Genomic DNA, 11,840 nt, shown 5'->3' on the forward strand with positions numbered 1-11,840 from the left:
TAAATTACGTCGGAAATATAGATTAACTTACGCATCTAAGCTCTTGTCTGTCTGACACCAGGACCCGTTGGGCAATGGTAAAACCTCGTGAGGATTTATGAATACTATTCATCTGGGAGAAGAGCGCATTGTGCTAGTTGGCGTGTAGGACGTCGCGATGCAGTGAGGGCTGGTCGGCAGGGATCTGATGATGAGCGTCTGTTCTTAACCAAATTTAGGTTGCGGAGGCCCGAACACACCGAGAGCGAACAGGATTCTGGCTGGCGGTTTAGCTGAACGCCAGGTCTCATTTCGACGGGTTCTTTTGAGGTAACTCAGAGTCGCTGAACTAAACTGAATTCTGATCGATTAGGTATTTAACGCTGACCAACGCAGCAGCGGCACCCACTGTCCGTGCCTGCCTTCCAAACGATCCCGTTTCCACATCTGGCATCAGGACACCCTGCAAGTCGGTCATATGAAGTTGCTTCTTCACCTCGGAAACCAACCGATCCGTTATAGATGCCGGTAGGGCTCCATCGATAACGACCGCCTCAAAATCCATGACCGACAATGACGACACGATTGCGTGGGCTAGATTGCGACCGGCACGATTGATCCATTTCGAGACCAGCGGTTCAAATTGTTCCCAGTTTCCGGAACTCTCGTAAATCGAGAATGAACTTCCCGTGGTTTTGGCAACGGCTTTTTCGAGTGTTACCAACGAGGCATGGTCCACCAGACGGTTGCCCCCTTCTTGCTCCGGAACACGCATCGGGCCAAATCCACCAGCATTGCCTCTGCGTCCCGGAAAGACACTGCCGTTTAGTACAATGCCGCCACCGATGAAAGTTCCAACGTAAAAATACACCCAATCTTGCTTGTTGGCGTGTGAACCAAAGACTACTTCGGCACGACAGGCAGCAGTCGCATCGTTTTCAACCAATATCTCCCATGGGACAATCTTCCCGAGGTCGCGATGCGCATCAAAATCCTTCCAGGATTCCATTTCTTCGGCGGGAGCATCGAAATCGTCTGTCCAATGCCAGAGTTCGAACGGCATCGCCACGGCCATTGACGAGATTGCCTTCCGGGACTTTTTTGCGGATTTTAGTAGGTCCGACAGTTCATCTTTCACGAAGCTCAAAGTTGCTGTTGGAGTCGGGAATGGTTGAAATACCTCCTTCGACGCAACCACATGACCCACGAAATCAATCACGGCCAGTTCCATGCTGCGACGACCAATCTTTAATGCAACATAAGTATGGGCTTCAGGGTTGATGCGAAGTGGGGTGGAAGGCTGGCCCACTTTTCCGCGAATCGGTTCTCCTCTAAGCAGCAACCCTTCAGCTTCCAAAGACCGAAATATGACCGAAATCGCGTTCGCAGATAGCCCGGTGGCTCTCGTCGCCTCTGCTTTCGATAGCTCTCCGTGTTCCCGGACAAGCTGAAGTACAAGCCGCTCATTGTAGCTTCCTACAGCAACTTGGTTCGTCCCTCTCTTGGGATTTGCGACAAGCAATTGTTCTTTGTTTTCTTTGTTCATTCCGGTCTTTTTGCAATCTTTGGATCAGCTTTGGCAAGCAAATAGAAATCTAGGTTGTGCTTACCAAAGTGAGAATCTCATCTCCCTCGGCAGTTTAGCATAATTAATAATTCATAACGAATTAATTATTGACGAGTGCCAAATGTTAGCGTTAGTCATTCGGTGACGGCAACTCCGTCGTTGGGAGGGAAACTTGGGGATGGTGGGAAATCTGCCGCGAAACACCCAGGAAGAACTCTCAGCACATCGCGTTGGATCGCTCAGTTGGGCGAATCGACGTGCAAGCTGAACCAATTGGGAGACCAAAATGAACTATCTCAAAACGGGTGTTGCAGCACTGGCGGCTTCTGTCTGCATGGCAGGCGTCGCGGCAGCTAACACCAGCGTTTGTCTCATCACAAAAGACGCGACAAACCCATTCTTCGTAAAAATGGCACAGGGTGCATTCGCTAAGGCCGCTGAGCTAGGTGTAGAACTGCGTTCTTATGCCGGTAAATTTGACGGCGACCACGAAACTCAAGTGGCTGCAATTGAAACCTGCATTGCGGCAGGTGCGGGCGGCATCCTATTGGTTGCGTCAGACACCAAAGCAATCACATCGTCTGTTCAGCAGGCACGTGATGCTGGCCTGGTTGTACTGGCACTCGACACGCCATTGGACCCAATCGACGCCGCAGATATGACATTTGCGACGGATAACTTCCTTGCTGGCGAGTTGATCGGTGCATGGGCCGCAAAGACGATGGGTGACACGTCTGGTGCAAAGATCGGACTTCTCAACATCAACGTTTCGCAACCAACGGTTGGCGTTTTGCGAAACCAGGGCTTCCTGCAAGGTTTTGGAATTGATCTGGGCGATCCATCGAAATGGGGTGATGAAACTGACTCCCGCATCGTTGGTCATGAACTATCGAACGGGAACGCCGAAGGTGGCCGTAAGGGCATGGAAAACCTTTTGGCTATCGATCCCGGCATCAACGTTGTTTACACGATCAACGAGCCTGCTGCGGCTGGTGCGTATGAGGCTTTGAAGGCCGTCGGACGTGAAAACGATGTGATCATCGTGTCAGTCGATGGTGGATGCCCAGGTGTAGCCGATGTTGCGGCTGGCGTGATCGGTGCGACCGCTCAGCAGTATCCTTTGGACATGGCTGGACTTGGCGTTGCAGCAATAACCAAGGCTGTTGAAACCGGAGAAATGCCTGCCGCCACCGATGGTAAGGCGTTCTTTGATACTGGCGTTGGCCTCATCACCGATGCACCGGTTGATGGTCTCGACCAACTGTCTGTTGCCGAGGGTGCTGACCTCTGCTGGGGTTAACAACTCCCGACTCAAGCGAGGGCGGATTTACGCCCTCGCTCCTAATCATCTAAAACAACATTCAAAACAAAGGCAGAGGGAAGTCGAAAAATGTCTAATGTGACGGACCAAGTTGACGGTAGTCTGCCTGACGAAGAAGCGGTTGCTGAGTTTGAAGAGCAAGGTGGGCTGGGCAGTAAGATTGCTCACTTCTTGCACAACAATCCTGCGGTTGTTCCGCTCATCGTGTTATTGTTTTCGACGATAATTTTTAGCGTTCTGGTTGGCGAAAGATTCTTTTCGCCCTTCACGCTCACACTGATTTTGCAGCAAGTGGCCATTGTTGGAATTGTCGCTTGTGCCCAATCGCTCGTAATCCTCACGGCAGGAATCGACTTGTCGGTCGGTGCAATCATGGTTCTGTCTTCCGTGATCATGGGGAAATTCACTTTTGAACTCGGATTACCGCCGGGGATCGCTGTGTTTTTTGGTTTGCTATGTGGCCTGTTTGTCGGATCAATCAACGGATACCTTGTAGCTTACATCAAGTTGCCACCGTTTATTGTAACCTTGGGAATGTGGCAAATCGCACTGGCAGCTAACTTCCTCTACTCTGGCAGCGAAGTAATCCGCAGCCAGGACATCGCGGCGAAGGCACCATTGCTTCAGTTTTTTGGCAACAAAGTCGAAGTCGGTGGAGCGATATTCACCTATGGCGTAATATTGATGCTGCTTTTGGTCGCCGCACTATCATACGTCCTGAGTCAAACTGCGTGGGGTCGCCACGTTTACGCGGTTGGGGATGACCCGGACGCTGCGGAACTGTCCGGGGTAAATGTAAAGAAAACTTTGATTTCTGTTTATGCCTTGGCCGGGTTGATCTGTGCCTTCGCAGGCTGGGTGCTAATCGGACGTTTGGGTTCCGTGTCACCCCAAGCTGGGCAACTTGCCAATATCGAGTCCATCACTGCTGTGGTCATAGGGGGCATATCGCTCTTTGGGGGGCGTGGGTCGATAGCAGGATCGCTGTTCGGTGCCCTGATCGTCGGCGTGTTCTCCCTCGGGCTACGATTGCTCGGTGCCGACGTTCAGTGGACATATCTTTTGATTGGAATTCTGATCATCGTTGCGGTGACTGTGGATCAGTACATCAGAAAGGCGAGTGCTTAAATGACCCAACCAGTTTTGACAGGTCGCGGACTCACCAAACGCTATGGGCGGGTCACAGCAATGGAAAACTGTGACTTTGAACTCATGCCTGGCGAAATTCTCGCCGTCATAGGAGACAACGGTGCGGGTAAATCCACACTGATCAAGGCCCTGTCCGGTGCGATCAAACCAGACAGTGGCGAGGTCACCCTTGATGGTGAATTCGTGTCCTTCAACTCCCCAATTCACGCTCGGGAATACGGGATCGAAACCGTCTACCAGACACTTGCCATGTCACCAGCCCTATCCATCGCAGACAACATGTTCATGGGTCGCGAAATTCGACGGGACGGCATCATGGGCAGCGTTTTCCGGCAACTCGACAAAAAGAAGATGAGGCAGATTGCCAGGGAAAAGCTTTCCGAACTTGGGTTGATGACGATCCAGAACATCAACCAAAAGGTAGAAACTCTTTCGGGAGGCCAACGCCAAGGTGTTGCCGTTGCCCGAGCCGCAGCCTTCGGATCAAATGTGGTCATTCTTGACGAACCGACTGCCGCACTGGGGGTCAAGGAAGGTCGCCGGGTTCTTGATCTCATCCTTGAAGTAAAATCCAGGGGCATTCCGATCATCCTGATCAGCCACAACATGCCCCATGTATTTGAAGTGGCGGATCGGATACATGTGCATCGTCTCGGTCGGCGGCTCTGCGTGATTAATCCCAAAGATATCACAATGTCTGATGCCGTCGCTCTGATGACGGGTGCGATGAAACCGGAAGAGGCGGGCGTAGCTGCATGAGTCCGACGACATTGGAAAATGATGTCCAGTACGTATGTGATCTGGCCAATTCGAAGAGAATTGCGGGAAAACGGACGATTATTGGGGTCGCGGGTCCACCGGCGTCGGGCAAGTCAACCTTGGCGGAAGCCGTCGTTCGGTGTTTGAATCAGGAAGAAAACGCAGTGCCGGTCGCCGCCCTACTTCCAATGGACGGGTATCACTTGGATAACCGCCTGTTGGAATCTCGGGGATTACTTGCCAGAAAGGGTGCCCCAGAAACCTTTGATGCGCACGGCTTTTGCGATGCAGTTCAGAAATTGTCCTCGGCAACGCGGGAATCCTTCCACCCAAAGTTTGACAGGCAAATGGACTTGGCGATTGCGAATTCGATTGCCATCCATCCCGATACGCCGGTTGTGGTTGTCGAGGGCAATTACCTGCTGTTAAAAGCGGAACCCTGGGCAACGCTGAAGGATGTATTCAGTGCAACAGTATTCGTGTCGCCCACGATAGAGGAGCTTCGCGACCGGCTTCAGCAACGATGGATCAAACACGGGTTGGACCCCACGGCAGCAATGCAAAGAGCCACCGGAAATGATCTGCCCAACGCAGAATTGGTCCTAAACGAAAGTAGGGAAGCCGACGTTCTACTGAACCAAAACTACACGGAATTCGGCGTCAGATACGCCTACTAACAAAAAACCAAAAGCAAGCTACCCCGATACTTCGCGGCCACATCGGTCGCGTCGCCAGAAGGAGTTTGCGTTACGCAAAGGATGAACAATGAAATTCTTCGTCGATACCGCCGAGGTCAATGAGATCAAGGACCTTCTGACAACTGGTCTTTTGGACGGGGTGACCACCAATCCGAGCCTGGTCGCAAAGTCAGGACGAGACTTTAAAGAGGTTGTTGCTGAGATTTGCGGCCTTACCGACACGCCCGTCTCGGCAGAAGTGTCCGCACTCGACTCTGACGGGATGATTGCGGAAGGGGAAGTCCTCGCCGGAATCGCAAAGAACGTCGTCGTGAAACTACCGCTTACGATGGAGGGCCTGAAAGCTTGTTCTTACTTCAAGACGAATGGGGTCAAAACGAACGTCACGCTTTGCTTCTCCCCTAATCAAGCATTGTTAGCAGCCAAGGCCGGGGCGACCTACATATCCCCGTTCCTCGGGAGGCTGGACGACATCAATCTGGACGGAACGCAATTGATCCGCGACATTCGAACAATTTACGACAACTACGCTTTTGACACCGAGATGATCGCCGCTTCTGTCAGAACTCCAAATCACGTGACGGAATGCGCTTTGGCCGGTGCCGACATTGCTACTATTCCACCCGGAGTGGTTCGAATTCTTGCAAAACACCCTCTGACCGACAAAGGGCTGGGGCAGTTTCTAAATGACTGGAAGAAAACTGGACAATCGATCCTATAAGAGGCGTGCACCCAAGGCGAACAGCCCGACGCCTTCGTTTTCTGCCGCGAGCGTCAGCCCGCCTCAGAACACATGCTTGCCGTCCTTTTCAAAGCTTTGGCGGCTGTAGATCGGTTCAAACGTGACGCCATGGGTGGCGAGCCAGCGCATCATCTCGCCGGACAGATCAATCAGGTCGCGCTGCTCGGGTGACAGATCACGGCCATCGTTGAAACCTAGAAGGTTAGAGGCAAACTTGTCCTTCGTGTAGCTGCCGAAGTCGGTATTCGGCAGGCGTGGGTCATCTTGATCGCTAATCAGCGGCATCAGATGGCCCGAGCCATCATAGGCGAAACGCATCGCCCCAGCGGGGTATTTGGTGTTGCCGCCCGCAAGGTCCTCGCCCGCTTTTTCCAGCATCGTCACCTGCGCTCCACTCTCCAGCGCGGCAAGCGCGGCGCAGAGGGCGGCGTTTCCGGTTCCAACAACCATGACATGCTTTGACATGGGCGGACTTCTTCGATATCCAGATTGTATCCATGTGGATACAAATTGAAAACGGTATATATGACCCAGCCCGAAATGCAAGAGATGTCGCAAGGCGAAGTGGCCTATGCCCGCCTGCACCAAGCGATCCGAGAGGGGGTCTTTACCCCCGGCGATCGCCTGCGCGAGGCGGATGTAGCCGAACGTCTCGCCCTATCCCGCACCCCCGTGCGCGAGGCGCTGCGCAAGCTAGAGGCGGACGGGATCATCGAACACCGCGCGCGGATCGGCGCGGTGATCCGCAAGCTGAGCCATGAAGAGGTGGTCGAGCTATATGAAATGCGCCTTGTCCTTGAACGCACGGCGGCGGAGATGGCGGCGAAACATGCTGTCGCAGCAGAAGCGGATGAGCTTGAGGCGATCAATGAGGATATCGCCAGCACCGCCTCGCCCGAGGTTGCCGCCGCCCTGAACCAAAGCTTTCACCGCTGTATCTACCGCGCGACGCGCAACCGCTTTTTGCTCGAATCCACCCGCGCCCTAGGCAATGCAATGCTGCTGCTTGGCCCGACGACGCTCGCCGATGAGGCGCGGATCAAGGTTGTCACCCACCAGCACACAGACATCATCGACGCGATCCGCGCGGGCGATGTGGAGGCTGCAGGCGCCTCGGCCGAGGCGCATTTGGAAACATCGCTCAGGCACCGCCTAAAGGTAATGCGTGGATGACGCGCATGGCGCTGACCTTTGCCATCGCGCTTTGTGGGGTTGGCGTGTTTACGGCGCTGGGGCTGCCACTGCCATGGCTTCTTGGCCCAATCTTCGCCTGCCTCATCGCGGCGCTTGCGGGCATCCCGCTGAAGGGCCATGCGCCCACAAACCAAGTCATGCGCACGATCCTTGGCGTGGCCGTCGGCGCCACGCTGACCCCTGTGATCCTCGCCTCGATGACCAGTTATTGGCCGACGCTCTTGATGATCCCGGTCATGGTCGCCGTCATCGGCGCAATTGGTGTGCCGTACTTCATGCGCCTATGGGGCTTTGATTTTCCGACGGCCTACTATTCGACCATGCCCGGCGGCTTGCAGGATATGCTGGTCTTTGGCGAAGAAGCGGGCGGAAATGTGCGCACCATGTCGCTGGTCCACGCCACTCGGGTCTTGGTGATAGTTGTGGCTTTGCCCGTCCTTCTGAAAACCGTTTGGGACGCAGATTTGACGAACCCGCCGGGGGTGCCAGCGACCACGATCCCGTGGCCGCAACTGGCGCTTATGGCGTTCTGCTCCATCGCCGGATGGCAGGTGGCGAAGCGCGCAGGGCTTTTTGGCGCGTCGATCCTTGGTCCGCTGATCGCAGCGGGTATTTTCGCCATGGCGGAACTGTTGCAGCACCGCCCCCCTGCAGAGGCAATCTGGGCCGCGCAGTTTTTTATCGGCATGACCGTGGGCACGAAATACGCCGGCATCACGGTGGAGGAACTGCGCCGCGACGTGACCGCCGCCGTTGGCTTTTGCCTGATCCTGATCGTGCTGACGGTGATCTTTGCCGAGGTCATCTATCAGCTGGGCCTTGCCCCCGCGATGGAAACCGTGCTCGCATTCGCGCCGGGCGGTCAGGCGGAATTGACGGTGCTGGCGATCATTGTCGGGGCGGACCTGTCCTTTGTCATCGCGCACCATGTTTTGCGGATTTTCATTGTGATCATGGGCGCGCCAGTGGCGGCGCGGGTGTTTAACCCCAAACCTCAGGATTGATCATGTGGATCGGCGCACCGCTCGCCCGATGATCTCACGCCTATCCAGCGCAAGGTGCCCGCCGAAGCAAGCGGAATTGTCGCGACGCTCAATCATCTGTTCGACCAACTCTCCTCAACCTTGGATGCGAAAGATGTCTTCATTTCGAACGCCGCACATCAGTTACGCAATCCCATCGCCGGGGTTGTTGCTATGTCCGAGGCTGTCCGATCCGCCAAAACCATAGAGGACGTTCGCGAAAGATCGGATGAACTGCTGGTGTCGGCGAACCACGCCGCCAACCTTGCCAACAAACTCTTGGCACTAGAGCGCGCGACAGAAGGTTTTGGCCAAGCACAGAATGAAACCTATGATTTGGTGGGCAGTCTCCGAACTCTTGTCCAAAGCCATTCGGAAACAGCAAAAAACAAGGGGGTCACCGTTGGATTCAGTTGCAAGCTTACCGCCCTGCCGGTGTTTGCCGATAAGACAATGGTCATAGAGGCCATCAGCAATTTGATCGAAAATGCCCTTCTGCACGCTGGGCCTGATTTAACAAGTGTCGAATGCGCCGTGACAAAAGATTGGCGCAGCGCCGTTGTAAGTGTCTCTGACGATGGCCGCGGCTTGAAACCCCACGAAGTTGAAGCGGCTCTTTCCAGGTTTGGGCAAGTCAGCCCTTCGGACGGCTCTGGTTTGGGCCTTGCAATCGCCAAGGCTGTGGCAGAACAACATGGTGAATCGCTCGAATTGGAGCCCAAGAAGAACGGCCTCACCGTCTGTTTTCGTATCGCTGTCGATCATTCAGCTCATTTGACGAATGTGAGAGCCAGATAAGTCTCATGCGATGTCTACCCGTAGTTCGACTATCGACCGATGCAGAGTGCTGACAGTTCGCTTTCTGGACTTTGGCGAGTTTCCAAGACTGACGCTGCCATCAGCCGACCGATATGTATCCCAAGCGTCTCTCAGCGCGATGAGAAGGGGAAGCGGGACGCTAACGTTTCTCGCCTCCCCCGCATTGGCAGCCCGTTTTTCGCCACACCGCCCCCGCGCGCGTGCGCGTCGCTGTGTCTTTGTCCGTGTCTGCTATGCAAAGTTATTGGACTCGAAGGACCCGCTCTATGCCAATCGATATGGGTTTATCTGCTCCCTGATTAGTCTCTTGGGCCGGGTGCGGAGTGATCAGCCATCGTGTGACGCATGTGACGCTTGTGACGCATTTTCTAACTGCGCTCTCAATTCTCAAAAACATATTTTCTAATGAATTTATTTTTTCACCATAGGCCGTGCAGTAGGAATATGCGTCACAAGCGCCACAGTAAAGCGTTCTGCACCTAACCCCTATGCCCCCCTACAGCGGACTTAGCCCCGCCTGCGCTGGGGTGTGCTTTATGCATGACGATCAGTATGAGTGGAGGCTGTCATCATAGAGCGGACATTCGTGCGTGACGCAGCGAATGGCTGTTGAGAGCCCGAAGTGACGAATGCTACAGCGTGCATGAATGGTGGCTTTGGGTGTTGCTCACCATTTGTTCACATCAATGATCCGCCGCGAACCATTTAAGTACGTTGTTTGTAATAAGTGTCCTTGTGCGTGATCAGCCCGTCTTTGAAGGTCAGGATATCAACGCTCAGACATTCTTCGGTCGTACTGTCCTTGTGGCGCGCTGTGCGGAGGTATTCGCAATAGGCTTTGGTGTCCGTCACTGCGCAATCCAGCGTTTCCCAATGCACGTTTTCGACCTTGTCAAAGAGCCCGGCAAAGACGCCCCGGATCACATCCGCGCCTTCAAACCGCACGCCATGTGCCTCTGGCCCAACGGCATGGTCAAAGGTCGCGTCGGGGGCAAAGTATTGCATCACCGCGTCAATATCGTTGGCGTTAAAGGCATTGCCCACGGCGTCCACCAGTTCACGTGTCAGTTTTGTCATATCGGGTTCCTTCAAAGGCCAAGTATGGCGCAGGTTTTAGCAAAAAATGGGCTGGCAGGATCAGCCAGCACGTTGAGTTCGTCAAAGTGGTCCACGCCGGGCACCACATACATGTCTACCGTCCGCGCATCTGTCGCGTATTTGTCCACATACATCTGGGTCTGGCGGTGGAATTCGTTTGTCTCGGCTCCTCCGACCACAACCAGCTGCGGCGCGTTGGTGAAGGGCGGATGGTTGGTCATCGGGCTAAGCGCGTCGGCCTCCGCCGGGTCCATACGCAGGTTCTCATTCAAGGCCCGCGTCAGGCGTACAGGCTCCAGATAACTAAGAGGCGAGACGGGAATGCCCGCCTTGATCATGTCCGTTGGCAGGGCTGCATCATACGCTGGCCAATCGGTGGCCATCATCATCTGGGTCAGGTGGCCGCCTGCGGAATGGCCCATCACAGTGATCCTGTCGCGGTTGATCTTTAGCGTCGTGGCTTCGTCCCAGAGGAACACTATCGCCTCGCGCAATTCTTCCGTCAGACGGGTCATGCTGACGGCAGGGCAAAGGTCATAACCCACCACCACCACATTAACGCCTTTCTGTACGAAAGGCGTCGCGAGGAAGCTGTAGACCGATTTGTCGCCACGCTGCCAATAACCGCCATGGATCCAGATCAGCGTCGGGGCGGTCGAGGCTCCACAATGAAACAGGTCCATCTTTTGCTTGTCTCCGTCGCCGTAGCGGATATCCAGCGTACAATCGACCGTATCGCGGGCGGTCTGGCTGTCCTCCAACCATCCTGGAATAATCGCGACCTCATAGTCGGGGCGCGCGGCGCGCAGGTTGTACTGGGCATCGAACCAATCGGGGTCGTGACCTTCGTGGTACGTCAATTGGTCTGTCATGGGTGTACCTCCTGTTGAGGTGCGGCGAAGAAGGTGCCGCGGCAATAGATAAGCGGGGCGTTGGATGTGTGGGTGTAGTTTTCGACCCGCCCAAGCAGAATTTCATGGTCTTCGGTGTCGATGCGCCCATTTACGATACAATCGAGCTGCGCAGACGCGCCGGGCAAAAGCGGCGCGCCGCCGGGATTGGCTTGCCAAGGGGTGCCATCAAAGCGGTTCTCGATATTGCTGGCGAAGTGCATGGCAAGCGCTTGCTGGTCAGCGGCCAGAATGTTCACGGCAAAGCGCGAGGATGCCGAAAGCGTCGGAAATACGCGCCCAGTCTTGGCAACACAGACCGAAATCACCGGTGGCGTCAGTGAAACAGAGGTGAAGGAGTTGGCCGTCAGCCCCCAAGGCTGGCCATCCCCGTCAAACGCGGTGACAATCGTGACCCCGGTCGGAAAGCTGCCCAAAGCGCGGCGGTAGTCTTTTGGGTCGATCATATCACCCCTTCCGAGGCGCAGGCTTTTTCCAAAGCGGCCCATTCATCGGGGTTCGCGCCGAAATGGCGCATCACGTGGTCGTAGTAAGCGGGGCGTTCCGAGAGGCGCTGATACCATGCCTCGACATTGGGCAGC

13 protein-coding genes are annotated in these 11,840 nt (G+C 54.9%); 8 read left to right on the forward strand and 5 right to left on the reverse strand.

Features of this window, described 5'->3' with window-relative positions:
* Nucleotides 1–328: 328 nt before the first annotated feature.
* Entirely contained in the window at nucleotides 329–1,525 is a 1,197-nt protein-coding gene (locus tag ACTF5F_RS13370; RefSeq protein ID WP_438957365.1) for an ROK family protein, read from the reverse strand.
* 307 nt (nucleotides 1,526–1,832) lie between these two features.
* On the opposite strand from ACTF5F_RS13370, the gene ACTF5F_RS13375 reads away from it, so the two are divergent.
* The 5 genes from ACTF5F_RS13375 to fsa all read left to right on the forward strand — a co-directional run bounded on the left by ACTF5F_RS13375 (nucleotide 1,833) and on the right by fsa (nucleotide 6,194).
* Nucleotides 1,833–2,846 (forward strand): substrate-binding domain-containing protein, encoded by a 1,014-nt coding sequence (locus tag ACTF5F_RS13375; RefSeq protein ID WP_438957366.1) that lies wholly within the window; start codon nucleotides 1,833–1,835, stop codon nucleotides 2,844–2,846.
* Between the two features lie 90 nt (nucleotides 2,847–2,936).
* Nucleotides 2,937–3,995 (forward strand): ABC transporter permease, encoded by a 1,059-nt coding sequence (locus tag ACTF5F_RS13380; protein WP_438957367.1) that lies wholly within the window; start codon nucleotides 2,937–2,939, stop codon nucleotides 3,993–3,995.
* The gene (locus ACTF5F_RS13385; RefSeq protein ID WP_438957368.1) at nucleotides 3,996–4,775 is read left to right on the forward strand and encodes an ATP-binding cassette domain-containing protein; all 780 of its coding nucleotides are present in this window, start codon (nucleotides 3,996–3,998) and stop codon (nucleotides 4,773–4,775) included. It abuts the gene before it with no gap.
* Nucleotides 4,772–5,452 carry a nucleoside triphosphate hydrolase gene (locus ACTF5F_RS13390; protein WP_438957369.1) on the forward strand — a complete coding sequence of 227 codons (681 nt, stop codon included), beginning with the start codon at nucleotides 4,772–4,774 and terminating at the stop codon, nucleotides 5,450–5,452. Before ACTF5F_RS13385 ends, ACTF5F_RS13390 begins: the two co-directional genes overlap by 4 nt.
* An 88-nt stretch (nucleotides 5,453–5,540) precedes the next feature.
* Complete coding sequence (fsa, locus tag ACTF5F_RS13395; RefSeq protein ID WP_438957370.1) at nucleotides 5,541–6,194, forward strand: fructose-6-phosphate aldolase; 654 nt, start codon at nucleotides 5,541–5,543, stop codon at nucleotides 6,192–6,194.
* 63 nt (nucleotides 6,195–6,257) lie between these two features.
* On the opposite strand, the gene ACTF5F_RS13400 is transcribed toward fsa, so the two are convergent.
* Entirely contained in the window at nucleotides 6,258–6,680 is a 423-nt protein-coding gene (locus ACTF5F_RS13400) for an FAD-binding protein (RefSeq protein ID WP_438957371.1), read from the reverse strand.
* A gap of 60 nt (nucleotides 6,681–6,740) precedes the next feature.
* On the opposite strand from ACTF5F_RS13400, the gene ACTF5F_RS13405 reads away from it, so the two are divergent.
* Genes ACTF5F_RS13405 through ACTF5F_RS13415 form a run of 3 tightly spaced genes read left to right on the forward strand, consistent with a single transcriptional unit; the run spans nucleotide 6,741 to nucleotide 9,229 of the window.
* Entirely contained in the window at nucleotides 6,741–7,388 is a 648-nt protein-coding gene (locus ACTF5F_RS13405; RefSeq protein WP_438957372.1) for a GntR family transcriptional regulator, read from the forward strand.
* Complete coding sequence (locus ACTF5F_RS13410; RefSeq protein WP_438957373.1) at nucleotides 7,385–8,413, forward strand: AbrB family transcriptional regulator; 1,029 nt, start codon at nucleotides 7,385–7,387, stop codon at nucleotides 8,411–8,413. Before ACTF5F_RS13405 ends, ACTF5F_RS13410 begins: the two co-directional genes overlap by 4 nt.
* 54 nt (nucleotides 8,414–8,467) lie before the next feature.
* Nucleotides 8,468–9,229: a sensor histidine kinase gene (locus tag ACTF5F_RS13415; RefSeq protein WP_438957374.1), complete on the forward strand. Its 762-nt coding sequence runs from the start codon at nucleotides 8,468–8,470 to the stop codon at nucleotides 9,227–9,229.
* Nucleotides 9,230–9,955: 726 nt separating this feature from the next.
* On the opposite strand, the gene ACTF5F_RS13420 is transcribed toward ACTF5F_RS13415, so the two are convergent.
* From ACTF5F_RS13420 to ACTF5F_RS13430, 3 genes are read right to left on the reverse strand one after another with little or no spacing between them, the layout of a single operon-like run.
* On the reverse strand, nucleotides 9,956–10,327 hold the full coding sequence (locus tag ACTF5F_RS13420) for a nuclear transport factor 2 family protein (RefSeq protein ID WP_438957375.1): 372 nt from the start codon (nucleotides 10,325–10,327) through the stop codon (nucleotides 9,956–9,958).
* Nucleotides 10,328–10,338: 11 nt separating this feature from the next.
* Nucleotides 10,339–11,220 carry an alpha/beta hydrolase gene (locus tag ACTF5F_RS13425; RefSeq protein WP_438957376.1) on the reverse strand — a complete coding sequence of 294 codons (882 nt, stop codon included), beginning with the start codon at nucleotides 11,218–11,220 and terminating at the stop codon, nucleotides 10,339–10,341.
* The gene (locus ACTF5F_RS13430) at nucleotides 11,217–11,705 is read right to left on the reverse strand and encodes a flavin reductase family protein (RefSeq protein WP_438957377.1); all 489 of its coding nucleotides are present in this window, start codon (nucleotides 11,703–11,705) and stop codon (nucleotides 11,217–11,219) included. Before ACTF5F_RS13430 ends, ACTF5F_RS13425 begins: the two co-directional genes overlap by 4 nt.
* Nucleotides 11,706–11,840: the final 135 nt, after the last annotated feature.

The sequence above is a fragment of the Cognatiyoonia sp. genome (assembly GCF_965661665.1).
Taxonomy (GTDB): Bacteria; Pseudomonadota; Alphaproteobacteria; order Rhodobacterales; family Rhodobacteraceae; genus Cognatiyoonia.